The sequence below is a fragment of the Klebsiella sp. GL120222-02 genome, from assembly GCF_003097195.1.
Classification (GTDB): Bacteria; Pseudomonadota; Gammaproteobacteria; order Enterobacterales; family Enterobacteriaceae; genus Klebsiella; species Klebsiella variicola.
In genome coordinates this window covers 136419-162399 of record NZ_QEQO01000010.1, presented here as the reverse complement: position 1 = coordinate 162399, position 25981 = coordinate 136419, and the positions used below count along the sequence as shown (strand labels likewise).

At 57.6% G+C, this 25981-nt stretch carries 28 protein-coding genes, 1 tRNA gene and 1 pseudogene; 12 read left to right on the top strand and 18 right to left on the bottom strand.

All coding sequences use genetic code 11. The features are described from left to right. A tRNA-Lys gene (locus N438_RS24490) sits at positions 1 to 76 on the top strand. A gap of 82 nt (positions 77 to 158) precedes the next feature. Here the strand turns inward: N438_RS24490 and N438_RS24485 are convergent. Then, on the bottom strand, positions 159 to 1085 hold the full coding sequence (locus N438_RS24485) for a LysR family transcriptional regulator (protein ID WP_032755091.1): 927 nt from the start codon (positions 1083 to 1085) through the stop codon (positions 159 to 161). A gap of 88 nt (positions 1086 to 1173) precedes the next feature. Here N438_RS24485 and N438_RS24480 point away from each other — a divergent pair, with 88 nt between their 5' ends. Continuing rightward, on the top strand, positions 1174 to 2172 hold the full coding sequence (locus N438_RS24480) for a bile acid:sodium symporter family protein (protein ID WP_008803879.1): 999 nt from the start codon (positions 1174 to 1176) through the stop codon (positions 2170 to 2172). On the opposite strand, the gene N438_RS24475 is transcribed toward N438_RS24480, so the two are convergent. The 3 genes from N438_RS24475 to zipA all read right to left on the bottom strand — a co-directional run bounded on the left by N438_RS24475 (position 2169) and on the right by zipA (position 5508). Continuing rightward, on the bottom strand, positions 2169 to 2387 hold the full coding sequence (locus N438_RS24475) for a DUF3820 family protein (RefSeq protein ID WP_002913440.1): 219 nt from the start codon (positions 2385 to 2387) through the stop codon (positions 2169 to 2171). The genes N438_RS24480 and N438_RS24475 overlap by 4 nt on opposite strands. A gap of 1 nt (position 2388) precedes the next feature. Further along, a complete protein-coding gene (gene ligA, locus N438_RS24470; RefSeq protein ID WP_012540946.1) occupies positions 2389 to 4404 on the bottom strand; it encodes an NAD-dependent DNA ligase LigA in 2016 nt (671 codons plus the stop codon). A gap of 69 nt (positions 4405 to 4473) precedes the next feature. Next, positions 4474 to 5508 (bottom strand): cell division protein ZipA, encoded by a 1035-nt coding sequence (gene zipA, locus N438_RS24465; protein ID WP_012967479.1) that lies wholly within the window; start codon positions 5506 to 5508, stop codon positions 4474 to 4476. Positions 5509 to 5738: 230 nt separating this feature from the next. Between zipA and cysZ the strand changes: the two genes are divergently transcribed. The 5 genes from cysZ to crr all read left to right on the top strand — a co-directional run bounded on the left by cysZ (position 5739) and on the right by crr (position 10610). Beyond that, the gene (gene cysZ / locus N438_RS24460) at positions 5739 to 6500 is read left to right on the top strand and encodes a sulfate transporter CysZ (RefSeq protein ID WP_008803876.1); all 762 of its coding nucleotides are present in this window, start codon (positions 5739 to 5741) and stop codon (positions 6498 to 6500) included. A gap of 176 nt (positions 6501 to 6676) precedes the next feature. Further along, positions 6677 to 7648, top strand: a complete 972-nt coding sequence (gene cysK, locus N438_RS24455) for a cysteine synthase A (RefSeq protein WP_012540942.1) — start codon at positions 6677 to 6679, stop codon at positions 7646 to 7648. A 380-nt stretch (positions 7649 to 8028) separates the two neighbouring features. Further along, positions 8029 to 8286 (top strand): phosphocarrier protein Hpr, encoded by a 258-nt coding sequence (gene ptsH / locus N438_RS24450; protein ID WP_002913505.1) that lies wholly within the window; start codon positions 8029 to 8031, stop codon positions 8284 to 8286. A 44-nt stretch (positions 8287 to 8330) separates the two neighbouring features. Beyond that, positions 8331 to 10058 (top strand): phosphoenolpyruvate-protein phosphotransferase PtsI, encoded by a 1728-nt coding sequence (ptsI, locus tag N438_RS24445; protein ID WP_008803874.1) that lies wholly within the window; start codon positions 8331 to 8333, stop codon positions 10056 to 10058. 42 nt (positions 10059 to 10100) lie between these two features. Then, on the top strand, positions 10101 to 10610 hold the full coding sequence (crr, locus tag N438_RS24440) for a PTS glucose transporter subunit IIA (protein WP_008803873.1): 510 nt from the start codon (positions 10101 to 10103) through the stop codon (positions 10608 to 10610). Positions 10611 to 10650: 40 nt separating this feature from the next. On the opposite strand, the gene N438_RS24435 is transcribed toward crr, so the two are convergent. Continuing rightward, positions 10651 to 10890 carry a hypothetical protein gene (locus N438_RS24435; protein WP_012540941.1) on the bottom strand — a complete coding sequence of 80 codons (240 nt, stop codon included), beginning with the start codon at positions 10888 to 10890 and terminating at the stop codon, positions 10651 to 10653. Beyond that, on the bottom strand, positions 10890 to 11753 hold the full coding sequence (gene pdxK / locus N438_RS24430) for a pyridoxine/pyridoxal/pyridoxamine kinase (protein WP_012540940.1): 864 nt from the start codon (positions 11751 to 11753) through the stop codon (positions 10890 to 10892). The genes N438_RS24435 and pdxK overlap by 1 nt, the downstream gene beginning before the upstream one ends. A gap of 83 nt (positions 11754 to 11836) precedes the next feature. On the opposite strand from pdxK, the gene ptsJ reads away from it, so the two are divergent. Further along, the gene (ptsJ, locus tag N438_RS24425; RefSeq protein WP_116696565.1) at positions 11837 to 13135 is read left to right on the top strand and encodes a transcriptional regulator PtsJ; all 1299 of its coding nucleotides are present in this window, start codon (positions 11837 to 11839) and stop codon (positions 13133 to 13135) included. A gap of 181 nt (positions 13136 to 13316) precedes the next feature. Further along, a complete protein-coding gene (locus N438_RS24420) occupies positions 13317 to 13712 on the top strand; it encodes a nuclear transport factor 2 family protein (protein WP_008803870.1) in 396 nt (131 codons plus the stop codon). Here the strand turns inward: N438_RS24420 and cysM are convergent. The 5 genes from cysM to cysP form a co-directional block, all read right to left on the bottom strand. Then, on the bottom strand, positions 13709 to 14620 hold the full coding sequence (cysM, locus tag N438_RS24415) for a cysteine synthase CysM (protein WP_012540938.1): 912 nt from the start codon (positions 14618 to 14620) through the stop codon (positions 13709 to 13711). The genes N438_RS24420 and cysM overlap by 4 nt on opposite strands. Before the next feature lie 118 nt (positions 14621 to 14738). Further along, positions 14739 to 15833 carry a sulfate/thiosulfate ABC transporter ATP-binding protein CysA gene (gene cysA, locus N438_RS24410; RefSeq protein ID WP_012540937.1) on the bottom strand — a complete coding sequence of 365 codons (1095 nt, stop codon included), beginning with the start codon at positions 15831 to 15833 and terminating at the stop codon, positions 14739 to 14741. Further along, a complete protein-coding gene (gene cysW, locus N438_RS24405) occupies positions 15823 to 16698 on the bottom strand; it encodes a sulfate/thiosulfate ABC transporter permease CysW (RefSeq protein WP_023298047.1) in 876 nt (291 codons plus the stop codon). Before cysW ends, cysA begins: the two co-directional genes overlap by 11 nt. Next, entirely contained in the window at positions 16698 to 17531 is an 834-nt protein-coding gene (gene cysT / locus N438_RS24400; protein ID WP_042936728.1) for a sulfate/thiosulfate ABC transporter permease CysT, read from the bottom strand. Before cysT ends, cysW begins: the two co-directional genes overlap by 1 nt. After that, entirely contained in the window at positions 17531 to 18547 is a 1017-nt protein-coding gene (gene cysP, locus N438_RS24395) for a thiosulfate/sulfate ABC transporter substrate-binding protein CysP (RefSeq protein WP_008803866.1), read from the bottom strand. The genes cysT and cysP overlap by 1 nt, the downstream gene beginning before the upstream one ends. Positions 18548 to 18747: 200 nt before the next feature. Here cysP and N438_RS24390 point away from each other — a divergent pair. Then, positions 18748 to 19109: pseudogene (locus tag N438_RS24390) on the top strand (DUF559 domain-containing protein). A 96-nt stretch (positions 19110 to 19205) separates the two neighbouring features. On the opposite strand, the gene N438_RS24385 reads toward N438_RS24390, so the two are convergent. From N438_RS24385 to N438_RS24370, 4 genes are all read right to left on the bottom strand, one after another. Beyond that, a complete protein-coding gene (locus tag N438_RS24385) occupies positions 19206 to 20105 on the bottom strand; it encodes a Dyp-type peroxidase (RefSeq protein WP_008803864.1) in 900 nt (299 codons plus the stop codon). A 94-nt stretch (positions 20106 to 20199) separates the two neighbouring features. Next, positions 20200 to 20775: an RpoE-regulated lipoprotein gene (locus N438_RS24380; RefSeq protein WP_008803863.1), complete on the bottom strand. Its 576-nt coding sequence runs from the start codon at positions 20773 to 20775 to the stop codon at positions 20200 to 20202. Between the two features lie 61 nt (positions 20776 to 20836). Next, entirely contained in the window at positions 20837 to 21286 is a 450-nt protein-coding gene (locus N438_RS24375; RefSeq protein ID WP_008803862.1) for a DUF2919 domain-containing protein, read from the bottom strand. Next, the gene (locus tag N438_RS24370; protein ID WP_002913637.1) at positions 21273 to 21698 is read right to left on the bottom strand and encodes a GNAT family acetyltransferase; all 426 of its coding nucleotides are present in this window, start codon (positions 21696 to 21698) and stop codon (positions 21273 to 21275) included. Before N438_RS24370 ends, N438_RS24375 begins: the two co-directional genes overlap by 14 nt. Positions 21699 to 21909: 211 nt before the next feature. Between N438_RS24370 and amiA the strand changes: the two genes are divergently transcribed. Further along, positions 21910 to 22782 carry an N-acetylmuramoyl-L-alanine amidase AmiA gene (gene amiA / locus N438_RS24365; protein WP_008803861.1) on the top strand — a complete coding sequence of 291 codons (873 nt, stop codon included), beginning with the start codon at positions 21910 to 21912 and terminating at the stop codon, positions 22780 to 22782. Continuing rightward, a complete protein-coding gene (gene hemF, locus N438_RS24360) occupies positions 22782 to 23681 on the top strand; it encodes an oxygen-dependent coproporphyrinogen oxidase (RefSeq protein WP_023298048.1) in 900 nt (299 codons plus the stop codon). Before amiA ends, hemF begins: the two co-directional genes overlap by 1 nt. A gap of 43 nt (positions 23682 to 23724) precedes the next feature. Here hemF and eutR read toward each other — a convergent pair whose 3' ends face one another. Genes eutR through eutL form a run of 3 tightly spaced genes read right to left on the bottom strand, consistent with a single transcriptional unit; the run spans position 23725 to position 25979 of the window. Continuing rightward, positions 23725 to 24777 (bottom strand): HTH-type transcriptional regulator EutR, encoded by a 1053-nt coding sequence (eutR, locus tag N438_RS24355; protein ID WP_116696564.1) that lies wholly within the window; start codon positions 24775 to 24777, stop codon positions 23725 to 23727. Between the two features lie 45 nt (positions 24778 to 24822). Further along, positions 24823 to 25308, bottom strand: a complete 486-nt coding sequence (eutK, locus tag N438_RS24350) for an ethanolamine utilization microcompartment protein EutK (protein WP_023298050.1) — start codon at positions 25306 to 25308, stop codon at positions 24823 to 24825. Between the two features lie 11 nt (positions 25309 to 25319). Next, positions 25320 to 25979, bottom strand: coding sequence for an ethanolamine utilization microcompartment protein EutL (gene eutL / locus N438_RS24345; RefSeq protein WP_008803857.1), 660 nt, complete (start codon positions 25977 to 25979; stop codon positions 25320 to 25322). Between the last annotated feature and the right edge of the window lie 2 nt (positions 25980 to 25981).

The following is a 25981-nucleotide window of genomic DNA, read 5'->3' as shown; positions in this document are numbered from 1 at the left end:
GGGTCGTTAGCTCAGTTGGTAGAGCAGTTGACTTTTAATCAATTGGTCGCAGGTTCGAATCCTGCACGACCCACCAATGTAAAAAGGCGCCCTAAAGGCGCCTTTTTGCTATGCGCCGAACATGGCCCTGCCACGAGTTCCCCCGCAGCCCCCCCCTGTCAGCGCTGATACAGCGGATCTTCCACCCTCGCAGCGGTTAAATTTGCCCCTTCTTCACGCACAATTTCCCATAACGCCTGAGCGGCGGTCGACAGCGAGCGATTTTTCCGGCATGCCAGCATCAACTGCCGCTCCATCACCGGGGTCAGCCGCTTCACCGTCAGATGGCTCCCCTGCGGTAACGGCAGCGCCAGCGCCGGCAGAACGCTGATGCCAATTCCCGATTCTACCATCGGAAACAGCGTTGCCGGGTGACCAATCTCCTGCACAATGTTCGCCCGGATAGCCAGCCGGCTAAGGGCCGCATCAATCAGCGGACGGCTGCCGGAGGCATAGTCCTGCAGGATCAGTCTCTCATCCTGCAGCGCTTGCCACGGCACCTCCGTCAGGCCGGCAAAAGGATGATCCTCCCGGCAAAGCAGCAAAAAAGGTTCCGCCAGGACCACTTCACACTGCAGATCTGCCGCCGGGCCGGGGTCGATCACAATGCCGAAATCCACTTCCCCATGGCGAATACTCTCCAGCACCCACTGCTGGGGCCGATCGTGCAACACAAAATCGATATCAGGATAACGACGGTTGCTGTGAGCAATACACTGCGGAATCAGGTGGGCGGAAATCGTCTGACTGGCGGCGACCTTGACGGTACCGCTCATCTGCTGGCCGACGCGCCCGGCGTCGCGCAGGGTAATCGTCAACTCGTCGAGCAAACGCTCCAGCCGCCCCGCCAGCTGCAGACCCGCTTCGGTGAGCACGACTTCGCGAGTGGTACGGTCGAGTAGCCGAACGCCGGTCTGATGCTCCAGCTCTTTGACGCTATGGCTGACGGCCGACTGACTTAAGCCAATCATCTCCCCTGCCCGGCTGAAGCTTCTGGCCCGGGCGACGGTGACGAATACTTTTAACTGACGCAGAGAGTAATTCATCTTTTTTATTCATGAATAGATGCAATAAATCAATTTTATTTCTCAAATGAAAAAAAGCACAATAGCGCATCTCTTTTCAGGAGCGTTTATGAAACTTTTCCGCATTCTCGATCCGTTTACGGCAACTCTGGTCACCGTTGTCCTGCTGGCCTCATTCTTCCCCGCCCGTGGCGCTTTCGTTCCCTTCTTTGAACATCTGACCACCGCCGCCATTGCCCTGCTGTTTTTTATGCACGGCGCTAAACTCTCCCGGGAAGCGATTATCGCCGGCGGCAGCCACTGGCGTTTGCATCTGTGGGTGATGTGCAGCACCTTTATACTCTTCCCGGTACTCGGGGTTCTGTTTGCCTGGTGGGCGCCGGTGAATGTCGATCCGATGCTCTACAGCGGCTTTATCTATCTGTGCATTCTGCCGGCCACCGTGCAATCCGCTATCGCCTTTACTTCGCTGGCCGGAGGCAACGTCGCGGCGGCGGTGTGCTCAGCCTCGGCCTCCAGCCTGCTGGGGATCTTTGTTTCACCGCTGCTGGTGGGCGTCCTGATGAACCTTCATGGCGCAGGCGGCAGCCTCGAGCAGGTCGGTAAAATCATGCTGCAGCTGCTGCTGCCTTTCGTACTCGGTCACTTATCACGGCCGTGGATCGGCAACTGGGTGGCGAAGCATAAGAAGTGGATTGGTAAGACCGACCAGACCTCGATTCTGCTGGTGGTTTACTCCGCCTTTAGCGAGGCAGTGGTGAATGGCATCTGGCATAAAGTCGGTCTGGGATCGCTGCTGTTTATCGTGGTGGTCAGCCTGGTGCTGCTGGCCATTGTCATCGCCGTTAACGTGTTCGTCGCCCGCCGCTGCGGCTTTAACAAAGCCGATGAGATTACCATCGTCTTTTGCGGTTCGAAAAAGAGTCTGGCCAACGGCATCCCGATGGCCAATATTCTCTTCCCGACCTCCATCCTCGGCATCATGGTGCTGCCGCTGATGATCTTCCACCAAATCCAGCTGATGGTCTGCGCAGTGCTGGCGCGGCGCTACAAGCAGCAAACCGATGCGCGTCTCGCTGAGGAAAAGGCCAACGCCGCCAAAGCTTAACGCGCTTTCTTCAGGGGCTGAACCAGATCGCTCAGCCCCTCGGTTTTAATCAGCAGGGTCAACGCCATCAGCTCGCCGAGATGGCCGGCAGGAAACTGATCCTTACGCGCAAACCACAGTAAATACTCTTCCGGGACATCGATTAAACGACGTCCCTTGTATTTACCGAACGGCATCTCAGTATTGGCTATTTCGACCAGCTGCGCTTTATCCACGTTATTCTCCCAGCAGACGCATCATTTCGGCTTCGTCAATCACCTCAATGCCCAGCTCCTGCGCTTTCGCCAGCTTAGAACCCGCCGCTTCGCCGGCAATCACCAGGTCAGTTTTCTTCGACACACTGCCTGCCACCTTCGCCCCCAGCGCGACGAGACGCGCTTTGGCGTCATCCCGCGATAGCTGACTCAGGCTGCCGGTCAGGACCACGGTTTTACCCGCAAACGGGCTATCAATCTCTTCCGCCTTCACCACGACTGGCGCCGGCCAGTGAACGCCTTCGGCCAGCAGCTGCGCGATGACATCGCGGTTACTCTCTTCGGCAAAGAAGTTGAAGGTATGGGTGGCAACCACGATGCCAACATCAGGGACCTTTTGCAGCTCCTCAATGGAAGCCTGCTCCAGGGCTTCAAGAGTGCCGAAATGCGCCGCCAGGGCCGCCGCTGTCGCTTCGCCTACCTCGCGAATACCCAGAGCGTAGAGGAAGCGTGCGAAGGTCGTCTCTTTGGCTTTTTCCAAAGCATTGACCACATTTTGCGCGGACTTCGGCCCCATCCGATCCAGCCCGGTGAGTTTCCCGGCGCTCAGGCGGAACAGATCCGCCGGCGTATGGACATACTCTTTCTCCACCAGTTGGTCGATGATCTTGTCACCCATGCCGTCAACGTCGAGCGCGCGACGGGAGACGAAGTGCTTAAGCGACTCTTTACGCTGCGCGCCGCAGATAAGGCCGCCCGTACAGCGGGCTACCGCCTCGCCCTCCACTCGCTCAACGTCGGACTGACATACCGGGCAGTGGGTCGGGAAGACAACATCCCGGGCATCCGCCGGACGCTCGGAAAGCACCACATTGACCACCTGCGGGATCACATCGCCTGCCCGACGAATCACTACCTTGTCGCCGATTTTCAGACCTAAGCGTTCGATTTCATCGGCGTTATGCAGGGTGGCATTGCTCACCAGCACGCCGGCGACATGGACCGGCTCCAGGCGCGCCACTGGCGTGATCGCCCCGGTGCGCCCTACCTGGAACTCCACATCCCGGACGAAAGTCATCTGCTCCTGTGCCGGGAACTTAAAGGCCACGGCCCAGCGCGGCGCGCGGGCCACAAAACCCAACTGCTCCTGCAGCGCCAGCGAATCGACTTTGATCACCACGCCATCAATGTCAAAGCCCAGATGAGGACGATCTTCCTCGACTTTACGATAGTAAGTGAGCACTTCCTCGGGAGTATGACACAGGGTGACGCGATCGCTCACCGGCAGTCCCCATGCTTTGAACTGCTGCAAACGGGCCGAGTGGCTGGCCGGCAGCTCACCGCCCTCCAGCACGCCAACGCCGTAGCAGAAGAAAGTAAGCGGTCGCTTCGCCGTGATGCGCGGATCGAGCTGGCGCAGCGAACCCGCCGCCGCATTACGCGGGTTAGCAAACACTTTTCCGCCGGTGCGGCGCGCTTCTTCATTGATTTTTTCAAACCCGGCCTGCGGAAGGAAAACCTCACCACGCACCTCAAGACGTGCCGGGATATTCTCGCCATGCAGCTTGAGGGGGATAGTGCGAATGGTTCGCACATTGGAGGTAATATCCTCGCCGGTGGTACCGTCGCCGCGGGTCGCGGCCTGCATCAGTACGCCGTTTTCGTAGAGAATACTCACCGCGAGGCCGTCGAGCTTAAGCTCGCAGCAGTAGGTGAGATCGTCAGTGCTTTTCAGGCGATCCTGTACCCGCTTGTTGAAGGCGAGAAAGCTCTCTTCATCAAACACGTTGTCCAGCGACAGCATCGGCACTTCATGGCGGATCTGGCTGAAGGCAGTTAGTGGCGCCGCCCCCACCCGCTGAGTCGGCGAGTCCGGGGTAATCAGCTCCGGATGTTGACTCTCCAGCTCGCGCAGCTCGCGCATCAGGCGGTCATATTCCGCATCGGGCACTTCCGGCGCGTCCATAACGTGGTACAGATATTCATGATGGCGAAGCGTGGTTCGCAGTTCAGTCAGTTGTTGTTCGATCGGTTCCATATCACACCATCAATGATAAAAAACCCCCGACAGGCGGGGGTTGAGAAGGAGTTGAGATAACGCGGGACGTCAGGCGTTCGCGTCTTTCACTTCGCGAATACGATCCTGGTATTCACGCAGTTTTTGCGGCGTCATCATGCGACGCTGATCGTCAAGCACCACGCCGCCCACTTCATCGGCGATATACTGCGCAGACTGCAGCATCAGCTTGAAGTTCTGCAGTTCATCACCGTAGGAAGGGACCTGCATAAAAATAGTCACCCCAGGGGTCATCATATCCGCCATGCTGTCCGGATTGAAGGTCCCCGGCTTCACCATGTTGGCCAGGCTGAACAGCACCGGACCGCTGCCATCCGGGCTCAGATGGCGGTGGAAAATATTCATTTCACCAAACTTGAAGCCGGCCTGCTGGATGCTGTTGATCAGCACCTCGCCGTTAAGCTGTGCGCCGTGATGGGCGGCGACGTTCATCACAATGACCGTCTCTTTACGCTCTTTCGGCTGCGGCGCGGCAGGCTGCTGCGGCTCTACCGGCTGCGGCTCGACCACGGCGGGCTGCTGCGGGGCGGCTGGCTGCGGCTGGGCAACGGTCGGCGTCACCGGCTGCGGTGCGACGGGCTGCTGCACAACGGGCTGCGGCTGATGTTGGGGTTGCACGGACGGCTGCGCGGGCTGCGGCTGTTGCCAGCCAGGCTGCGGAGCCGCATGCGGCACAGGCTGCTGTCCCTGCGGTTGAACCGGGGCCTGGCGCGGCGATTGCTGCGGCTGGCGAACCGGTTCATCAGGACGCACAGGCTGCTGCATCTGGCGCTCGTAAGGCGGCTGGTACTGGTGCTGCGGCGCCTGACGAGGGGCTTCATGCTCCCCATGCGCGCCGTGCGGGGCGTGAGTGACCGGATGAACGCGGACTTCACCTACGCCTTCAACATTATCATCAAAGTCTTCGTTTTCCGACTCATCGTCGCGCGACTTCATACGTTTCAGTGGGCGATCGCGAAACATCGAAGAACGTTCTTTACGGCTGGTCCAAAAACCATGTACCAGTAAAGCGATTATGGCGATCGCGCCAACAATGATTAATATCAGACGCAAATCCTGCATCATTATATTCTCTGTTGTTCTAACACCTTGCCACCACGGCAAACATTTACTCACTAAGAGTATTTGCCGATTACCTCAAGTGCAAGTGCGTCGGTCGCTTTCACCACATAAAGATGAACTAAATCGTGCTTTTTGCTGTTTTTTCGAACATTTCCTAACTGGTTATTGTCTGGCGACCCGATAAAATAAGCGAGCATTCACACTGGATGTTAAAAAAGGAGCATTGCCTGGCTATGGTTTCATCATCCGCACCGACCCCGCGTAGCGGCGTTTATTATTTTTCGCAGGGCTGGAAACTCATCGGGCTGCCTGGCATACGGCGTTATGTCTTTTTGCCTTTGCTGGTTAACGTGCTGCTGATGGGCGGAGCCTTCTGGTGGCTATTTACCCGTCTCGACAGCTGGATCCCCTCGCTGATGAGCCATGTGCCGGACTGGCTGCAGTGGCTGAATTACCTGCTGTGGCCGGTGGTGGTGCTCTCGATTCTGCTGGTGTTTGGTTACTTCTTTTCGACTATCGCCAACTGGATAGCTGCGCCGTTCAGCGGCCTGCTGGCGGAACAACTTGAAGCGCGTCTGACTGGCGCCACCCCGCCGGACGTCGGCGTCTTTGGCATCATGAAGGATATTCCGCGCATCATGAAACGTGAGTGGCAGAAGCTGGCCTGGTACCTGCCCCGCGCCATCGTGCTGTTGCTGCTCTACTTTATACCCGGCGTTGGCCAGACGGTGGCCCCGGTACTCTGGTTCCTGTTCAGCGCATGGATGCTGGCGATTCAATACTGCGATTACCCCTTTGATAATCACAAGGTCCCCTTCAGGACCATGCGCGAAGCGCTGCGCAGCCGCAAAGTGATGAATATGCAGTTTGGGGCGCTCACCAGTCTGTTTACCATGATCCCGGTGTTAAACCTGGTGATCCTGCCGGTGGCCATCTGCGGCGCCACCGCAATGTGGGTCGATTGTTATCGCGATAAACACGCGGTCTGGAAATAGCCCCAACATGTTCACCCCGGGAGCGGCTGGGGCCGCTCCTTATATCTCGCTTATTCCTTCTTGCTTATCATTATTTCCCTTCCGCATATAGATATGCTAAATCCTTACTTCCGCATATTCTTTAAGCGGGTATGCTGATGCCGTACCCCCAAATTTCATACAGTTAAGGACGGGCCATGAGTAAGATTTTTGAAGACAACTCCCTGACTATCGGTCACACGCCGCTGGTACGACTGAACCGCATTGGTAACGGCCGTATCCTGGCAAAGGTAGAATCTCGTAACCCGAGCTTTAGCGTAAAATGCCGTATCGGCGCCAATATGATCTGGGATGCTGAAAAGCGCGGCGTTTTGAAACCTGGCGTGGAACTGGTCGAACCGACCAGCGGCAACACCGGTATCGCCCTCGCCTACGTGGCGGCTGCCCGTGGTTACAAGCTAACGCTAACCATGCCGGAAACCATGAGCATTGAGCGCCGCAAACTGCTGAAAGCGCTGGGCGCCAACCTGGTACTGACCGAAGGCGCAAAAGGCATGAAAGGCGCTATTCAGAAAGCGGAAGAGATCGTCGCCAGCAACCCGGAAAAATTCCTGCTGCTGCAGCAGTTCAGCAACCCGGCTAACCCGGAAATCCACGAAAAGACCACCGGCCCGGAAATCTGGGAAGACACCGATGGTCAGGTGGACGTCTTTATCTCTGGCGTAGGCACCGGCGGTACGCTGACCGGCGTCAGCCGCTACATTAAAAACACCAAGGGCAAAAAAGATCTGATCACCGTCGCGGTCGAACCGACCGATTCGCCGGTCATCTCCCAGGCGCTGGCGGGTGAAGAGCTCAAGCCAGGCCCGCACAAAATTCAGGGTATCGGCGCCGGCTTCATTCCTGGCAACCTGGATCTGAAGCTCGTGGACAAAGTGATCGGCATTACCAACGAGGAAGCTATCTCCACGGCGCGCCGTCTGATGGAAGAAGAAGGCATCCTGGCGGGTATCTCTTCCGGGGCCGCTGTTGCCGCCGCGCTGAAGCTGCAGGAAGATGAGGCCTTTACCAATAAGAATATTGTGGTTATCCTGCCTTCCTCAGGTGAGCGTTATTTAAGCACCGCGCTGTTCGCCGATCTCTTCACTGAGAAAGAACTGCAACAGTAGTGCCAGCTTGTAAATAATGTGTAAAAAAGCACCTTTTCAGGTGCTTTTTTGTGGCATACGTCAAAGTTTTACCCCTCCTGGCATTGATTCACCTCGTAGGGTCTGGTATTTAACCAGCACATTTATTTTGATGCGCGAAATTATTCAGAAGAGGATTTCCGCCAGCTGAATCGATTTTATGATTTGGTTCAAGTCTTCCTTTCGCGGCATAATGTTTAATGACGTGCTAGACGTCAATGGCCCGCAGGTCTTCGCAGCGCCAGGCGCTGCCGACGCCAAGGCCGGAAACGTAACGCCGGCGCTAACAATACAGGCTAAAGTCGAGTCGTTAGACTAGACTTTAGGTCCACAACACTAAACCTATAAGTTGGGGAAATATAATGTTCCAGCAAGAAGTTACCATTACCGCTCCGAACGGTCTGCACACCCGCCCTGCTGCTCAGTTTGTTAAAGAAGCTAAAGGCTTCACTTCTGAGATCACTGTAACCTCCAACGGCAAAAGCGCCAGCGCCAAAAGCCTGTTCAAACTGCAGACTCTGGGCCTGACCCAGGGCACCGTAGTGACCCTCTCCGCTGAAGGCGAAGATGAGCAGAAAGCTGTTGAGCATCTGGTTAAACTGATGGCTGAACTCGAGTAAGTTCACGGGTTCTTTTTCATATCAGTCACAAGTAAGGTAGGGTTATGATTTCAGGCATTTTAGCATCCCCGGGTATCGCCTTCGGCAAAGCACTGCTGCTGAAGGAAGATGAAATTGTCATCGACCGGAAGAAAATTTCTGCCGATAAGGTTGATCAGGAAGTCGAACGTTTCCTGAGCGGCCGCGCCAAGGCCTCCGCCCAGCTGGAGGTCATCAAAACCAAAGCTGGTGAAACTTTCGGTGAAGAAAAAGAAGCCATCTTCGAAGGGCATATCATGCTGCTGGAAGATGAGGAGCTTGAGCAGGAAATCATAGCCCTGATTAAAGATAAGCACATGACTGCCGACGCGGCAGCCAATGAAGTTATCGAAGGTCAGGCCACTGCCCTGGAAGAGCTGGACGATGAATACCTGAAAGAACGTGCGGCTGACGTACGCGACATCGGTAAGCGCCTGCTGCGCAACATCCTTGGTCTGTCGATTATCGATCTGAGCGCGATTCAGGATGAAGTCATCCTCGTCGCCGCCGATCTGACCCCGTCTGAAACCGCACAGCTGAACCTGAAAAAAGTGCTGGGCTTCATCACCGACGCGGGCGGCCGTACCTCTCACACCTCCATCATGGCGCGTTCCCTGGAACTGCCGGCCATCGTGGGCACCGGCAGCATCACGGCGCAGGTGAAAAACGGCGATTATCTGATTCTCGACGCGGTGAACAACCAGGTTCTGGTCAACCCGTCTAACGAGCAAATTGAAGCGCTGCGTAATCTGCAGGCTCAGGTTGCGGAAGAAAAAGCCGAACTGGCGAAACTGAAAGATCTGCCGGCGATTACCCTCGACGGCCATCAGGTTGAAGTCTGCGCAAACATTGGTACCGTTCGCGATGTCGAAGGTGCTGAGCGCAACGGCGCCGAAGGCGTAGGCCTGTATCGTACCGAATTCCTGTTCATGGACCGTGACGCGCTGCCAACTGAAGAAGAGCAGTTTGCGGCCTATAAAGCGGTGGCTGAAGCCTGTGGCTCTCAGGCCGTTATCGTGCGTACCATGGACATTGGCGGCGATAAAGAGCTGCCATACATGAACTTCCCGAAAGAAGAGAACCCGTTCCTCGGCTGGCGTGCCGTGCGTATCGCGATGGATCGTAAAGAGATCCTGCGCGATCAGGTGCGCGCCATCCTGCGTGCCTCCGCTTTCGGTAAACTGCGCATTATGTTCCCGATGATCATCTCTGTTGAAGAAGTGCGTGCGCTGAAGAAAGAGATCGAAATCTACAAACAGGAACTGCGTGACGAAGGTAAAGCATTTGACGAATCCATTGAGATCGGCGTGATGGTGGAAACACCGGCTGCGGCGACCATTGCTCGTCATCTGGCCAAAGAAGTTGATTTCTTTAGTATCGGCACCAATGATTTAACGCAATATACTCTGGCAGTTGACCGTGGTAATGATATGATTTCACATCTTTACCAGCCGATGTCACCGTCTGTACTGAATCTGATTAAGCAAGTTATTGATGCTTCTCACGCTGAAGGTAAATGGACTGGCATGTGCGGTGAGCTTGCGGGCGATGAACGTGCTACACTTCTGTTGCTGGGTATGGGGCTGGACGAATTCTCTATGAGCGCCATTTCCATCCCGCGCATCAAGAAGATTATTCGTAATACGAACTTCGAAGATGCGAAAGTATTAGCAGAGCAGGCTCTTGCTCAACCGACAACGGACGAGTTAATGACGCTGGTTAACAAGTTCATTGAAGAAAAAACAATCTGCTAATCCAAGAGATGCGCGGCCCAAATTACTGCTTAGGAGAAGATCATGGGTTTGTTTGATAAATTGAAATCTCTGGTTTCTGATGACAAGAAAGACACCGGAACTATTGAGATTATTGCTCCCCTCTCCGGTGAGATCGTCAACATCGAAGACGTGCCGGATGTGGTTTTTGCGGAAAAAATCGTGGGCGATGGGATTGCCATCAAACCGACCGGCAACAAAATGGTCGCGCCGGTAGACGGTACCATTGGTAAAATTTTCGAAACCAACCATGCGTTCTCTATTGAATCTGATAGCGGCATCGAGCTGTTCGTTCACTTCGGTATTGATACCGTTGAACTGAAAGGCGAAGGCTTCAAGCGTATCGCTGAAGAAGGCCAGCGCGTGAAAGTCGGCGACCCGGTTATCGAATTCGATCTGCCGCTGCTGGAAGAGAAAGCCAAGTCTACCCTGACTCCGGTGGTTATCTCCAACATGGACGAGATCAAAGAACTGATCAAACTGTCCGGTAGCGTGACCGTGGGTGAAACCCCGGTTATCCGCATCAAGAAGTAATGCTTGCTGCATAAAAATGGCGCCGAAAGGCGCCATTTTTTTATATCGCGCTGGTCACCGGCTGATAGCACTTCTCCCGGGACAGAATGCGCAATCCCTCCGGCGTGCTCTCCAGAATACGACGCTCACTGTCAGAGACCAGCAGATCGCACTGGTACCCTCCGGCCAGGCCGAACAGCGACCGCGCTACGCAAGCATCCTCCAGCGCCGCCTCCCCTGTGGTATCAAAATGACCGACAATGCGCCCCTGTTGGCGGATCACTAACCGATAGCTTTTCATCAGTTTTTCTCCCGTGGCGGCAGGATCAGTTCGTCACACCCCTGCGCGGCAGTCCAGTTCATGACCTCCAGCACGCGCCGGGCGGCAGCCTGCGTCGCCGCCCCCAGCGCCAGGCCGGTGAGCAGACCGCTCACCAGCTCTGCACAGAACAGATCGCCCGTTCCCTTCAGGTCCGTTTCCACCCGCGGGTGGGCCACCACCTCCACCGCATCGGCCGTCACCACCAGCACATTTATCGTCGAACGCGCCTCTCCCGGCGCGCTGGTGATCACCACCCATTTGAGGGTATCTGACAGCAGGCTTCGCGCCGCGGCGACCGCCTCCTGCTGATTGCGACAGCGCTGGCCGCTCAGCGTTTCCAGCTCAAACAGATTGGGGGTGATCCCTTGCGCCAGTGGCAGAAGATGCTGACGATAGGCGTCCGGGATCTCAGCCTTAACGTAGATGCCGCTGTCGACATCGCCGATGACCGGATCCACCAGAATGCACAGCCCGGGATGGCGGGCCCGCACCCGCGTCAGCCACTGTGCCAGACGTTCAATTTGCACGGCGTTGCCCATATAGCCGGTGGTCACTGCACGCAGTTCGCGCAACGCGTCGCGCTCCTCCAGCGCCTGCAGATACCCGACAAACCACTCCTCCGGAATAATGCCGCCATAGAACGTCTCATAATGGGGCGTATTGCTGAACAGTACCGTCGGCACCGCCAGCACGCGCAAACCGTGCTGTTTAATGGCCGGAACCGCGATGCTGTTGCCAACGCTGCCATAGACTACCTGGGACTGCACAGCGACGATATCGACTTCCGACGCCCGGCTTGTGTCGTGAAAGAGCACTGATTGTATGTCATCTTGCTGGCCCATCTTTTCTCCCCCCCGCTGGACAGCGGGTCACGCACTGATTATGATTCGTCCTATGCTAAATTTCATTTTGTCATAGGTCAATAATGTTTACCGGAAAAACCGCCAGCGATATCTTCGATCATATCCGCCATCTGGTGCAGAGCGGTGGGTTGCGGCCCGGAGAGGTTCTGCCACCGGTACGCGAGCTCGCCAGCCAGCTGGAGGTGAATCGCAATACCGTCGCCGCCGCCTATAAACGGCTGGTCACCTCCGGGCTGGCCGTCAGCCAGGGACGAAACGGCACGGCCATTAAAGCACGGGATCCGCTGCCGGCGCTGGAGGGCGGTGACCCAACGACGCCGCTGAACGATATCTCCAGCGGCAATCCGGACCCCGCCAGACTGCCTGAATTAACCCGTTATCTGGGCCAGCTTGCCCGCACACCACGCCTGTATGGCGATGCTCCCATCGAGCTGCGGCTTGGTCAATGGGCCGAGGCGTGGTTTGCCAAAGAGATAGCGGTTCCCTTTGCGGTGAATCTCGCCAGCGGAGCGATTGACGCCCTGGAGCGTCTGCTGAGCGCTCTGCTGCTGCCCGGCGACGGCGTTGTGGTGGAAGATCCCTGTTTTCTCAGCAGCATCAATATGGTGCGTTACGCCGGCTTTACCCCCTGCCCGGTAGCGGTTGATGCCGAGGGGATGGATCCTGACGGCCTGGAGGAGGCGTTACGCAACGGCGCACGGGCGGTGATCTTAACCCCGCGCGCGCATAATCCTACCGGCTGTAGCCTGACGGAAACCCGGGCGCATGCCCTGCGGGAGGTGCTGGCCCGCTATCCGCAGGTACTGGCGATTGTTGATGACCATTTTGCCCTGCTGTCGGCCACGCCATGGCACTCCCCTCTTCCTGCAAGCACGCAACGCTGGGCGCTTGTGCGCTCAATGTCAAAAACCCTCGGGCCAGACCTGCGGCTGGCCTTTATCGCCAGCGATGCCGATACCTCAGCGGCGCTGCGCCTGCGGCTTAACGCCGGCAGCCAGTGGGTCAGCCATCTGCTGCAGGACCTGACGCTGGCCTGTCTGACCGATGAGGCGTTTATCGCCTCGATGACGGAGACCCGTCGTCATTATCGCCAGCAGAATGAGAAACTGGCGGCGGCGCTGGCCCGGCACGGCCACAGCCATGCTACGCCTGGCGATGGCCTTAATTTCTGGCTGCCGCTGCCAGCGGCGAGCCAGCCCTACGCCTTACGCCTGGCCCGCGCCGGCTGGCTGGTCCGGGAGGGGGAAATATTTGGTGTCCGAACACCTGCGCACGGGCTGCGCCTGTCGCTGGGCCGTCTGAGTGACGCTGAGATTTCCCGCCTGGCGGCTGATATTGCGCTGGTCTTAAACCAACCCTGATGCAGGCCGTATCATTCGGCATGTTGAAGCATCTGCCGCACAGGTGAGTGATGGCAGCTGCCGATAAATTAATGAAAAAGCAAACGAAAGCAGGCACAGTCTTACCTGCATACCCTGCTCGCCCGGACGAATAAAACAGTCCCGGTGGCGGACAAATCGCTCACAAGAAGGAGCACCAGAGATGCATCACACTGACCTGGCACTGAAGGCGGTCATTGAAGCCTGCGACCGCGCTATCTCACAGGAAGATTACGATACCCTGATGGCCTATTACGCAGAAGACGCCGCGCTGGTCGTCAAACCGGGCATGGTGGTCAGAGGGAAAGAGAATATCCGCAAAGCCTTTATCGCCATTGCCGACTATTTCCAGCACCGACTGGTGGTGACTCAGGGGAAAATGGAGGTTATTGAAGGCGGCGGCAATGCGCTGGTGATTATGGAGACCCGGCTGGATATCCCGACGGCGGACGGGATATCCCAGGTCACACGGCGCGCCACCTATGTCTTTCAGAAGCAGGGCGAGCGCTGGCTGTGTACGGTCGATAACTCCTACGGCACCGACCTGCTTGATGATTAAATGCCAGCCCCCTGGCTAAAATGTTCTTCGCCGAACACGCCGGTGGAAAGGTAACGATCGCCGCGATCGCAGACGATCGCCACCACCACCGCGCCAGGATTTTCACGGGCAATGCGTAACGCGCCCGCCACCGCGCCGCCGGAACTGACCCCGCAGAAAATGCCTTCCCGCACCGCCAGCTGACGCATGGTATTCTCGGCATCCTGCTGATGAATATCCAGCACCGCATCCACCAGCGAAGCGTTAAAGATCCCCGGCATATACTCTGCCGGCCAGCGACGGATCCCGGGAATACTGCTGCCCTCTTCCGGCTGCAGGCCGACAATGGCCACCGGTTTACTCTGTTCGCGCAAAAAGCGCGATACGCCGGTAATGGTGCCGGTGGTCCCCATGCTGGAGACAAAGTGGGTGATACGTCCCGCGGTCTGCTGCCAGATTTCCGGCCCGGTGGTAGTGTAGTGGGCGTAGGGGTTATCCGGGTTGTTAAACTGATCGAGCAGTTTGCCCTCTCCGCGCTGCGCCATCTCAAGAGCCAGGTCGCGGGCCCCCTCCATTCCCTGCTCTTTGGTGACCAGAATCAGCTCGGCGCCGTAGGCACGCATCGCCGCCCGGCGCTCCTGGCTCATGTTGTCGGGCATCAGCAGCTTCATATGATAGCCTTTCAGCGCGGCGATCATCGCCAGCGCAATACCGGTGTTACCGCTGGTCGCTTCGATCAGCACGTCGCCGGGCTGAATTTCGCCGCGCTTTTCCGCTTCGACGATCATCGACAGCGCGGCGCGGTCTTTCACCGAGCCTGCCGGATTATTGCCTTCGAGTTTGACCCAAACTTCACTGCCGTTGTCCGGACCCAGACGCTGAAGCTTGACCAGAGGGGTATTGCCGATGGTGTGTTCGAGTGTATTCACGATTTTTACTCAATAAAAAAGCCGGGTTGCGCTTCGCTTACCCGGCCTACAAGACGCGTAAAAATTCCAGGCCCGGAAAGCGTAGCCTTACCGGGCGATAGACCTGCTCAATAAGCTATCAGGCCGACTCCGCCAGAGCAAGCTCGCCGCGCGGCTCGATACGCTCGGTACCGTTATACAGGCGCGCGTTTTGCAGGCCAACGAACAGCCGTTCGCCGCGGGACGGGGCCTCATCGCCTGCCAGCACCACGCTCAGCGGTTCGTCATACCACCCCAGAGGCTGAACGACTAATTGGGTGTAGTGCCCTTTCGGGCTGGCTTCCAGCACCTGCACCGGCAGCGGGGAATCCAGGCTGGTCCGGCGGCTGATGTCCACTTCCCACGGACGCAGGAACAGATCCACCGGCCCCTGGTATGTTGGGGTATAGCCTAACGGCCAGCGGTGCGCGCCAACGTGGAACTGTCCACCGCGGATAATGCCCTGCAGGCGGTTTACTTCTCCCATAAACTCCAGTACGAAACGGGTCGACGGTTCACGCCACACGCGCTCCGGGGCATCGGCTTGTTCGATGTTGCCCTGACTCATCACCACTACCCGGTCAGCAACTTCCAGCGCCTCTTCCTGATCGTGGGTGACGAACACGCTGGTAAATTTTAACTCTTCATGCAGCTGACGCAGCCAGCGGCGCAGCTCTTTACGCACCTGCGCATCCAGCGCGCCGAAGGGTTCATCCAGCAACAGAATTTGCGGCTCCACCGCCAGGGCGCGCGCCAGCGCCACGCGCTGCTTCTGGCCGCCGGACAGCTGCGCCGGATAGCGATCCGCCAGGTGGGCCAGCTGCACCATCTCCAGCAGTTTGGTCACTTTGGCTTTAATCGCCGCCGCATTGGGTCGTTCACGGCGCGGCAGCACGGTCAGGCCAAAGGCGATGTTATCGAACACCGTCATATGGCGGAACAGCGCATAGTGCTGGAAGACGAAGCCCACTTTACGGTCGCGGGCGTGCATCCGGCTGACGTCGGTGCCATGGAAGCGGATATGACCGCTGGTCTGATGCTCCAGCCCGGCGATAATTCGCAGCAAGGTGGTTTTTCCGGAGCCCGAGGGCCCCAGCAGCGCAACCATTTGTCCGGAAGGGATATCCAGCGAGATATCATTCAGCACCTGGGTGCGACCAAACGATTTCTTAATATTGGCAATCTCAATGCTCATGATTTCCCTCCTGTTGCGCGCGTTCTTTCTGATTGGCCAGACGCCATTGCAACATACTCTTTAAAAACAGGGTCAGAATAGCCATTAACGTCAGCAGGGCCGCAGCGGTAAACGAGCCGACGGTATTGTAATCCTGCTCCAGTAGTTCAATTTGCAGCGGCAGCGACAGCGTTTCTCCACGAATCGAACCGGAGACTACCGACACTGCGCCAAATTCGCCGATGGCGCGGGCGTTGGTCAACACCACGCCGTACAGCAGCGCCCAGCGAATATTCGGCAACGTCACCCGACGGAACATCTGCCAGCCGGAAGCGCCCAGCAGCACCGCGGCTTCATCTTCATTACTTCCCTGGCTCATCATCACCGGCACCAGTTCGCGCACCACAAACGGACAGGTGACAAAGATGGTCGCCAGCACCATACCCGGCCAGGCGAACATGATCTGCAGGTTATGTGCATCAAGCCAGCCGCCCAGAGGACCGTTAGAGCCATAAAACAGCAAATACACCAAACCGGCCACTACCGGCGAGACGGCGAACGGGATATCCAGCAACGTCAGCAGCAGCTGGCGACCGGGGAAAGTAAAACGTGTCACCAGCCAGGCCAGCAGCGTACCGAACACCAGGTTCACCGGTACGGTAATCAACGCAATCATCACCGTCAGCCAGATGGCATGCAGCATGTCCGGGTTGGCCAGGTTTTCCAGCACCGGCATCAGCCCTTTGCTGAAGGCCTGGATAAAGATATAGAGCATCGGCACCACGAGGATGAAGGCGGAGACCACCATCCCGACGCCAATCAGAAACCATTTCCCCCAGTTGATGCGGGGCGCGTCGTAGCGTTTCAATTGAGTAACTTCCGCCATTAGTGACCTACCACGCGTCGACCAAAGCGACTCTGCAGGGTATTGATGGAAAAGAGCAGCAGCAGTGAGGCAGCCAGGATCACCGAGGCGATCGCGCTCGCCGCCGGATAGTCAAACTCCTGCAGACGAATAAAGATCATCAGCGAGGTCACCTCTGTCTTCCACGCGATGTTGCCAGCGATAAAAATCACCGCGCCAAACTCGCCGAGGCTACGGGTAAACGACAGGGCAATGCCCGCCAGCAGCGCCGGCGACAGCTCCGGCAGCACCACTTTGCGGAAACTCTGCCAGCGCGTCGCGCCCAGCGTTTCCGCCGCTTCCTCATACTCGGGTCCCAACTCCTCCAGCACCGGCTGCACGGTACGTACCACGAACGGGATGCTGGTGAAGGCCATCGCCACGGCGATGCCGAGCCAGGTATAGGTCACTTTAATATCGAACTTCGCCAGCCATTCACCGTAAATTCCGTTAACCGAAAACAGCGAAGCCAGTGTCAGGCCGGCCACCGCCGTCGGCAGCGCAAACGGCAGGTCCATTAAGGCATCCAGCAGCGTGCGGCCCGGAAAACGATAACGAGTGAGGATCCAGGCCATCAGCAGACCAAAGACGCCGTTAAAAATCGAGGCCACAAACGCCGACAGCAGCGTCACCTTATAGGCCGCCACCACCTGCGGATTGGTGATCACATCCCAGTATTGCACCCAGCTCATCTGCGCCAGCTGCATCACCAGCGCGCTGAGCGGTAATAACAAAATCAGACAGACAAACAGCAGGCTGGTGCCGAGGCTCAGGGTAAAGCCCGGCAGCACGCGCTTGGACGACACAGCAAACATTACTTACGCCCCGCCGCCAGCAGTTTGTCCAGTTCGCCGCCACTGGCGAAGTGGGTTTTCATCACCTCAGGCCAGGAGCCAAACTTGTCCTCTACGCGGAACAGCTCGGTCTGCGGGAATTTATCCTTCAGGGCGTCCATCACTTTCGGGTTGTTTACCCGGTAGTAGTAGTCGGTAATGATGGTTTGCGCCTGCGGGCTGTAGAGCCAGTTCAGGTAGGCTTTCGCCGCCTTTTCCGTGCCATTGGCTTTGACGTTTTTATCCACCCATGCCACCGGGAACTCCGCCAGAATGTTGGTTTTCGGGATCACCACTTCAAATCCCTGCGCCTCATACTGCTTACGAATATTGTTCACTTCCGATTCGAAGCTAATCAGCACATCGCCCAGGCCGCGTTCAGCAAAAGTGGTGGTCGCCCCGCGTCCGCCGGTATCAAAGACTTCGACGTTCTTCAGAAATTGGGTCATAAACTGTTCGGTTTTGGCTTTATCGCCGCCGTCGGCTTTATCCGCCGCGCCCCATGCCGCGAGGTAGGTGTATCGGGCGTTACCCGAGGTTTTCGGGTTCGGGAAAATCAGCTTGACGTCAGAACGAACCAGATCGTTCCAGTCATGAATGTTTTTCGGGTTGCCTTTACGCACCAGGAAACCCATCGTCGAATAGAACGGTGAGCTGTTGTTCGGCAGGCGGCTTTGCCAGTCGGCCGGGATCAGGTTGCCCTTGTCATGCAGGATCTGCACGTCCGTCACCTGGTTGTAGGTGACCACGTCCGCCTTCAGGCCCTGCAAAATAGCCAGCGCCTGCTTGGATGAACCGGCATGCGACTGCTTAATCGTCAGCGTGTCCCCGCCATTGTCCTTCGCCCACTGCTGCTCAAAAGGCGGGTTAAGGGCGGCAAACAGCTCGCGGGAGACATCATAGGAGCTGTTCAGCAGCTCTGTCGCCTGCGCCTGCGCGGCCAGCAGCATGGAAGCCGCCAGCGCCAGATATCCTTTTTTCAGTGATTTAACGGCCATTGCGCACCCTTATCAACGTTGAACATTTTCTGATGATCATCATATTTATAACGGGTACGAAAGGAGTAACGGTTTTATATACCGTTTGGCGATTTGGAAGTCGAAAAGAGAATAAGCAACTGGCAAAGCTTTGCTGAAAGCGGCTCGCAGATTAGACGTGTCATTGTGACAAACGGCAGCCAGGCGTGCACTGTGTTTATATGAAAAACACACAGATATTTGCTCGTCAGCTCAGACGTAGCTTAACGCCCGCAGAACGTCGACCAGGGTACTGACTGCGCAACCGCCATTTTGCTTGCTATAAGTTTCGCCGCCAGCATCCCGTGGGTCCCTATATTCTCGATTTTGCCTGCTGCGCAACACGGCTGGCGATTGAACTGGACGGCGGCCAACACGATGGAGGCGTGCCTACGATGTTCGCCGCACCCGCTGGCTACAGAGCCAGGGATGGCGGGTTTTACGCTTCTGGAATAATGAGTTTGAAGAGTATGAAGATGCGGTGATGCAGAGAATACTTGAAGCGCTTGAGTCGCCGATGCCCTCACCCCGCCCCTCTCCCTGAGGGAGAGGGAGAAAAAGAGTCCGCACGCAGAATCCATAACCGTACCGTACCGTCCCCTCTCCCCCCTGGGGAGAGGGTTAGGGTGAGGGGAAAAAATTACAGCGCCTGAATACGCTCCAGGGATGGCGCGAAGTAATAGCCGCCAGTCACCGGTTTAGTGAAGCGCAGCATCGCGTCGCGTTTGCCGTCGGTATCGCCGAACATGCTCAGCAGCTGCTGCTCGATGTTATACAGGCGCGCGCAGTAGGCGCAGAAATAGAGACCATGGGTGCCGCTGGCGGTGCCGTACGGCAGGCTCTGACGGACGATTTTCAGCCCTTTGCCATCTTCTTTTAAGTCCACGCGGCTCAGGTGCGACGTGACCGGACGCTCGTCGCCATCGATCTCTTCGTTGGCTTCTTTGGTACGGCCGATCATCATCTCCTGATCCGGTACGCTCATGCGGTTCAGCTGTTTGAGATTATGCTCCCAGCGCTGGACGAACACGTAGCTGCCGCCCGCGTCCACACCGTCTTTAATGACTGCCACTTCGCGGCGGGTTTCTTCCCCCGCCGGGTTTTCGGTGCCGTCGACGAAGCCGCTGAGATCACGCTCTTCCACCCAACGGAAACCGTGGATCTCTTCTTTCACGTCGATAGCGTCGCCAAAGGCGGCCATCGCGGCCTGCGCCACCGAGAAGTTAACTTCATGACGGGCGGATAAAATATGAATCAGCAGGTCATACTGGGTGGACGGCGCCAGCCCTTTGCCATAGACCGGGAAATCTTTTAACTCTTCCGCCCCTTCGCCGCCGCTCAGCTGACGCCAGACGTTATTGCCGAACGCCACCACCGCCCCGAGTTTGGCGTCGGGGAATTTAGCCTGGAAGGTGGCCACGTTATCGACAAAATTTTTGCTCGCTTCGCGCAGGGCGTTAACGTCCCCTTTGACATTGGCTTCAATCCAAATCGCCGCGCGGCAATGTTCCGGCAAAATGCCGCTCTGAACCTGAGACATCGCTCCTCCTGAAATGATGCGACCACAACGCTATCGCGTTGCTAACGCGCCATTGTAACCGTTTTTCAGGGCCGTCGTGTCTCTTCAGATCAATTTAGCGACGCCAGATAATTTTGCTGACCTTCCAGTTTTTCAGCGTATCGTCGGAGGGCATCAGCTCGTCCGGGCCGCTCCAGTGGCCGGTAAAGGCATAGCTGATATGCTGGCTCCCCTCGGCCTGACACTCGACGACCGCGCCATTGTCATTGCTGCCTTTCTGGCAGTTGCCGAAAGCTTTGCTGTACAGGTCGCTAAACGGTGTGCCGATTTTCACGCCGCTGGCGGTTTTGATTTCGGCATCACGCACGTCAATCCGGCTGATGGTACCGTTGTCGCCATTGATGGTCAGCGCCACGCTGTTGTCTTTCAGCGCTTCAAAATAGTGGACGATATTGCCCTTATCGGTCTTCATCCCGCTGCGTAAACGGTAGTCGCTCCCCAGCGCATCGCTAATAGCCTGTTCATTGAGCGGCGTGGAAGCCGTCAGTTTACCCACCCCCTGCTCGGTCACCTCGGTAGAAGCGCCAAACCAGTTCCACGGATAGGCCGCCGACCAGTTGACTGCGCTCATCGTGGAGCAGCCGGTCAGCGCCAGCGGAAGCGCACAGAGCATTAAACGTAGCGATTTCATATCACAATCCTTTCTGAGTCATTCAACGCATGTTGGAGTTCACGATCGGCAAAAAGTGCCCTTAAAAGGTGGTCTGGCGAAAACAGGCGCCCAGGCGACGGCTGGTTAACAGCCACCACAGGGCATAACCATCCGCCACCAGCAGCCCGATGGTCAGCGAGGAGGGAGATTCGCCGCTCAGCCATAGCATCGGCTGCCACAGCAACAGCAGCAATTGCGATAGCACCAGCAGCCAGCGCATCGCCCGCCACGCGCGCGGCAGGCGCTGACGGTAGCCGCTAAGCAGAAAGGCCAGCACCGCCGGCACGCCGGGGAGTAAACCGAGCCAGAAGCGGTCGTGATCGGGATAGAACAGATTAAGAATCGCGTCGCCCTGCTGGCGCGATGCGCCGGCCATCAAAAACAGCACCCACGTGCGGGCCTGCAACAACAGCACGCACCAGAAGAGCAAAGGCAGGCGCAGACGGCCATGGGCATCAAAATCGGCGGGGATAAACTCAGTATTCTTCATCTTCGATCAGACGCTTGCCCAGGGTCAGGACATCGGCGTATTCATAGCCCAGCCGCTCATACATTCCCTGCACCACGTCGTTGTCTTCACGAACCATAATGTTGATTTTCGGGCAGCCGCGGGCAATCAGCTTTTTCTCGAGCCGGTTGAGCAGCGCGTTCGCGATACCCCGGCCACGATATTCCGGATGGACGCCGAGATAATAGGCCGATCCGCGATGACCGTCATATCCGCCCATCACCGTGCCGACCACTTCGCCATTCACTTCCGCCACCAGAAACAGGCTGACGTCATGATTCAGCTTGCGCTCAATATCCATCTCCGGATCGTTCCACGGGCGCAGCAGATCGCAGCGCTCCCACAGCGTCACAACCTCTTCGAAATCCTGCTGGCGAAAAACGCGAATCTCCATGGTATTCCCCACCATTGACGGTTAAAAACAGTGATTATGGCGCGAATATAACTGATAGCCAATATCAGGCGAAATCAGCGACAAAAAATGGCATAATATGACTTTGTCATGTATTGAAATGAAAAGTAAAACAATTCTTATTTTGAATGGTCGTAACGGCAAACGCGATACGATATAACATTGGACATCACTTGTTTACAATTCAGGCCGAATGAGCACTTTTAAACCCTTAAAAATACTTGCTTCGCGCCGTCAGGTGCTGAAAGCCGGGCTGGCTGCGATGACGCTGAGTGGCGTCGCCGCACAGGTCAGCGCAAAAGAGCAGCCACTGAAAACATCAAATGGACACAGCAAACCCGCCGCTAAAAAGGCCGGCGCCCGCCGCGTTGTGATGCTCGACCCGGGCCACGGCGGTATCGACACCGGGGCTATCGGCCATAACGGTTCGAAAGAGAAGCATGTAGTGCTGGCGATCGCTAAGAACGTGCGCAGCATTTTGCGCAGCAACGGCATCGACGCCCGCCTGACCCGCACCGGCGATACCTTTATCCCGCTGTACGACCGCGTGGAGATTGCCCATCAGCACGGCGCCGATCTGTTTATGTCGATCCATGCCGACGGCTTCACCAACCCGAGCGCCGCCGGCGCCTCGGTGTTTGCGCTGTCAAACCGCGGCGCCAGTAGCGCCATGGCAAAATACCTCTCCGACCGCGAAAACCGCGCCGATGAAGTTGCCGGTAAGAAAGCGACCGATAAAGATCATCTGCTGCAGCAGGTGCTGTTCGATCTGGTGCAGACCGACACCATTAAAAACAGCCTGACGCTGGGCTCGCATATCCTGAAAAAGATCAAACCGGTGCATAAGCTGCACAGCCGCAATACCGAGCAGGCGGCGTTCGTGGTGCTGAAGTCGCCGTCCATTCCGTCCGTGCTGGTGGAAACCTCGTTTATCACCAACCCGAACGAGGAGAAACTGCTCGGCACCACCGCTTTCCGGCAGAAAATCGCCACCGCGATTGCCAACGGCATTATCAGCTATTTCCACTGGTTCGATAACCAGAAAGCCCATTCGAAGAGACGTTAATGAAACCCGATGCCGCGCAGGTTAAAACTTTTCTGCTCCAGCTCCAGGACAACCTTTGCCAGCAGCTGAGCGCTGTCGATGGCGCACCGTTTATTGAAGACGCCTGGCAGCGGGAAGGCGGTGGCGGCGGGCGCAGCCGGGTGTTGCGCGACGGCAACGTGTTCGAACAGGCCGGGGTTAACTTTTCTCACGTCCATGGCGATGCGATGCCCGCCTCGGCAACGGCCCATCGCCCGGAGCTGGCCGGACGCAGCTTTGAAGCCATGGGCGTCTCGCTGGTGGTTCATCCGCTTAACCCCTATGTGCCCACCAGCCATGCCAACGTGCGGTTCTTTATTGCCGAAAAGCCTGGCGCCGACCCGGTGTGGTGGTTCGGCGGCGGCTTCGATTTAACCCCTTACTACGGCTTTGAAGAGGATGCCGTCCACTGGCATCGTACCGCCCGCGATCTGTGTCTGCCGTTCGGCGAAGCCGTCTATCCGCGCTATAAAAAATGGTGCGATGATTACTTCTATCTCAAGCACCGCCAGGAGCAGCGCGGTATCGGCGGTCTGTTCTTTGACGACCTGAATACCCCGGATTTTGACCACTGCTTCGCCTTTATGCAAGCGGTCGGGAACGGCTATGCTGACGCCTATTTACCCATCGTCGAACGCCGAAAAGCCACGCCGTACGGCGAGCGCGAGCGCCACTTTCAGCTCTATCGCCGCGGCCGCTACGTCGAGTTCAATCTGGTCTGGGACCGCGGCACCCTGTTCGGCCTGCAGACCGGCGGGCGTACGGAGTCGATTCTGATGTCGATGCCGCCGCTGGTGCGCTGGGAATATGATTATCAGCCCGAGCCCGGCAGTCCCGAGGCGGCGCTGAGCGAGTTTATTCAGGTGCGCGACTGGCTGTAACGGCCGGATGGCGGCTGGCCACCCGGCAGCGGCGTCGCTTCGCTCACACCCACTGGCGCAGGCGATGGTGCAGCGTCATCGACGGTTTCTCAGCAAACAGCTGCTGATAGTCGGTGGCGAACTGCCCCAGATGCCAGAATCCCCACTGCATGGCCGCCTCCTTGACCGTCTCCCGCTCTGACCAGGGACTTATCAGCTCCCGGCGTACGGCGTTCAGACGGATCCGTTTGAGCCAGGCGTTGGGGCCAATCCCCAGAATCGCATGGAAGGCGTTTTGCAGGGTGCGACGGCTGACGTACAGCTGCTGGCACAGGTCGAGAACGGTTAGCGGCTCCGCGCTGTTTTCCAGCACATATTCGCGGGCCTGCGCCAGCAGGCGGCGGTAGCTCTGGTGGCTGATACTCTCCGCGCTCACCATCGGCTGCGCCTCTTCCAGCATCGTCCCCATCGCCAGCAACAGATTATCCCGCAGCACCTTGCGCACCGCAGGCTGATGAAGGGTATCCGGATGCTCGCTGAAGGTGGCCAGCGCCTGCTGCACAAACCCCCACAGCGCGGCCTTATGCGGCTCCCGAACTGCCAGCGCTGACTGGTTGCGTAGCATATGCAGCACTCGCTCCGGGTGGTGCAGGAAACTGGCATGGCGAGAAATCACCTCCTGGGAAATGACTACTCCGAGGATGGTGTAATCATCCGGCGTGCTGAGCTCGAACTCCGTACCGCCGGGACGGGTGGCGATTTCTGCCCGGCCCAGGCACTGCGAACCAATAAACCCCTGCTCTCCCCGCGCCGCCGGAATACCAAACCAAAAGGCGTTCGGCCAGACCACGCAGGACTGGCGCAGCGCCAGCCCGGTAAATTCGCGAAAGACCTGGATCTCATCGAGCAGAATTTCGGTAAACTCGCCGCGAAACTGCCCCGGATGCAGCTGATCGTAAATCTGTTGCCAGGCGGTAATGGTCAGGGCGTGCTCATATACATCGGTTGTGTGTCGTTGATGAATATTGTCAATTTCAACCTGGGGCGTCAGCCTGGTGTCTTCCGGCAACGCCTCGCAACAGAGATGGTGCAAATTTGCAGAACGACGCTTTTTCATAATCGTTAAAGCCGGGGGCAAGCCGCTCCCGGCACCTCCGACAGGTTATGGATTTTTGAGACGATAGCGGCTACTGCGTTTGCGTAGCGTCCCTGCGGAAAAGAGCTGATCCAGCGCCTGGCGGGCCTTATCCAGCGGCCAGGCAAAATGCGCGGCGACCTCGCCGGCCGTCATGCCCTGACGAACTGATGCCAGCAGCGTCAGTAACGCTTCCGATGACGCCGGGTCAGCAGGCGGCAGGGGCGCTGGCGGCGGTGGCTGAAAGCCGCCGATCAGCCACTGGGTATCCTCTTCCGGACGGCCGATTTCCCGACGGCTGATCACGCAGCCGGTCCGCCGGGCGGCGGCGGCCCCGGCGTCCAGCGCAGCGCGGCAGGCCGCCAGATCCCCCTCCACCACCAGCGTCAATCTGCCGGGGTCGAGCACTTCATGACTGAGCAGGCGCACATTGGCCGCCTTGAGCATGGCATCCGCGGCGTCTACAGCGGCGACCATGCCCTCCACTTCCAGCAATCCCAGCGCATTGATCATCGCTCCCTCCGTTACGCACGCTGAACAGGATGACGGGCAATATCGAGAACGGCATCGGTAAAGGCGTTGCAGGCGGCTTTACAGGCGGCCTGACTTCCCGTCAAAAAGGCGGCCGAATAGTTGGTTTCCGACGGCGGCGGGACGTAGGTCACCAGCTGAACGTCGGCAGACTTCATCGCCGCATCGATGCCGTACGTCGCCTCCAGCGGCGGCGCCACCAGATAAGCGATCGGATCGCCCAACGCGATGCCAGCGGTGGATGAAAGATAAGAGCCGGTACGCGACACCACGTGCGCCAGAAACGCGGTATCTTGCGCGTCGTTAGCCCACTGGAACGCCGCCCCGCTTTCAATATGCGCCATCATGGCATCCAGCCCGGCGCGAACTTCCGCCGGGTTCGGGCCGCCGAGCATAATCAGCACTTCACCGGCGGTGGGCGACGGGCCGTGAGCTGCTCCGGCATACAGGGAGCGGCCATAGACCACCTCCACCATCGCCTGCTTTGTCGCTTCATCGGCGGCAATATACGTCACGTCATCAGAATCTGCCGTGATGAGTCCTAGGCTACGTATATGTGGCGGTAATTTAAGCTCCCGGGCAAAACCGTCATTCACCGAGGCAATGACGCGCATGGCAGTGACCGAGGGTCGAATCAAATCTAATGCGGGCATGA

What these genes read in the sequence shown, in the direction of transcription:
- ptsH (WP_002913505.1), top strand. Translation starts at nt 8,029, where the DNA reads ATGTTCCAGCAAGAAGTTACCATTACCGCTCCGAACGGTCTGCACACC.
- eutL (WP_008803857.1), bottom strand. Translation starts at nt 25,979, where the DNA reads ATGCCCGCATTAGATTTGATTCGACCCTCGGTCACTGCCATGCGCGTC.
- N438_RS24420 (WP_008803870.1), top strand. Translation starts at nt 13,317, where the DNA reads ATGCATCACACTGACCTGGCACTGAAGGCGGTCATTGAAGCCTGCGAC.
- N438_RS24385 (WP_008803864.1), bottom strand. Translation starts at nt 20,105, where the DNA reads ATGTCTCAGGTTCAGAGCGGCATTTTGCCGGAACATTGCCGCGCGGCG.
- cysP (WP_008803866.1), bottom strand. Translation starts at nt 18,547, where the DNA reads ATGGCCGTTAAATCACTGAAAAAAGGATATCTGGCGCTGGCGGCTTCC.
- cysZ (WP_008803876.1), top strand. Translation starts at nt 5,739, where the DNA reads ATGGTTTCATCATCCGCACCGACCCCGCGTAGCGGCGTTTATTATTTT.
- eutK (WP_023298050.1), bottom strand. Translation starts at nt 25,308, where the DNA reads ATGATCAATGCGCTGGGATTGCTGGAAGTGGAGGGCATGGTCGCCGCT.
- cysT (WP_042936728.1), bottom strand. Translation starts at nt 17,531, where the DNA reads ATGTTTGCTGTGTCGTCCAAGCGCGTGCTGCCGGGCTTTACCCTGAGC.
- cysA (WP_012540937.1), bottom strand. Translation starts at nt 15,833, where the DNA reads ATGAGCATTGAGATTGCCAATATTAAGAAATCGTTTGGTCGCACCCAG.
- N438_RS24480 (WP_008803879.1), top strand. Translation starts at nt 1,174, where the DNA reads ATGAAACTTTTCCGCATTCTCGATCCGTTTACGGCAACTCTGGTCACC.
- N438_RS24370 (WP_002913637.1), bottom strand. Translation starts at nt 21,698, where the DNA reads ATGGAGATTCGCGTTTTTCGCCAGCAGGATTTCGAAGAGGTTGTGACG.
- cysK (WP_012540942.1), top strand. Translation starts at nt 6,677, where the DNA reads ATGAGTAAGATTTTTGAAGACAACTCCCTGACTATCGGTCACACGCCG.
- hemF (WP_023298048.1), top strand. Translation starts at nt 22,782, where the DNA reads ATGAAACCCGATGCCGCGCAGGTTAAAACTTTTCTGCTCCAGCTCCAG.
- cysW (WP_023298047.1), bottom strand. Translation starts at nt 16,698, where the DNA reads ATGGCGGAAGTTACTCAATTGAAACGCTACGACGCGCCCCGCATCAAC.
- eutR (WP_116696564.1), bottom strand. Translation starts at nt 24,777, where the DNA reads ATGAAAAAGCGTCGTTCTGCAAATTTGCACCATCTCTGTTGCGAGGCG.
- crr (WP_008803873.1), top strand. Translation starts at nt 10,101, where the DNA reads ATGGGTTTGTTTGATAAATTGAAATCTCTGGTTTCTGATGACAAGAAA.
- ptsJ (WP_116696565.1), top strand. Translation starts at nt 11,837, where the DNA reads ATGTTTACCGGAAAAACCGCCAGCGATATCTTCGATCATATCCGCCAT.
- zipA (WP_012967479.1), bottom strand. Translation starts at nt 5,508, where the DNA reads ATGATGCAGGATTTGCGTCTGATATTAATCATTGTTGGCGCGATCGCC.
- N438_RS24375 (WP_008803862.1), bottom strand. Translation starts at nt 21,286, where the DNA reads ATGAAGAATACTGAGTTTATCCCCGCCGATTTTGATGCCCATGGCCGT.
- ptsI (WP_008803874.1), top strand. Translation starts at nt 8,331, where the DNA reads ATGATTTCAGGCATTTTAGCATCCCCGGGTATCGCCTTCGGCAAAGCA.
- pdxK (WP_012540940.1), bottom strand. Translation starts at nt 11,753, where the DNA reads ATGGGCCAGCAAGATGACATACAATCAGTGCTCTTTCACGACACAAGC.
- ligA (WP_012540946.1), bottom strand. Translation starts at nt 4,404, where the DNA reads ATGGAACCGATCGAACAACAACTGACTGAACTGCGAACCACGCTTCGC.
- N438_RS24435 (WP_012540941.1), bottom strand. Translation starts at nt 10,890, where the DNA reads ATGAAAAGCTATCGGTTAGTGATCCGCCAACAGGGGCGCATTGTCGGT.
- amiA (WP_008803861.1), top strand. Translation starts at nt 21,910, where the DNA reads ATGAGCACTTTTAAACCCTTAAAAATACTTGCTTCGCGCCGTCAGGTG.
- N438_RS24380 (WP_008803863.1), bottom strand. Translation starts at nt 20,775, where the DNA reads ATGAAATCGCTACGTTTAATGCTCTGTGCGCTTCCGCTGGCGCTGACC.
- N438_RS24485 (WP_032755091.1), bottom strand. Translation starts at nt 1,085, where the DNA reads ATGAATTACTCTCTGCGTCAGTTAAAAGTATTCGTCACCGTCGCCCGG.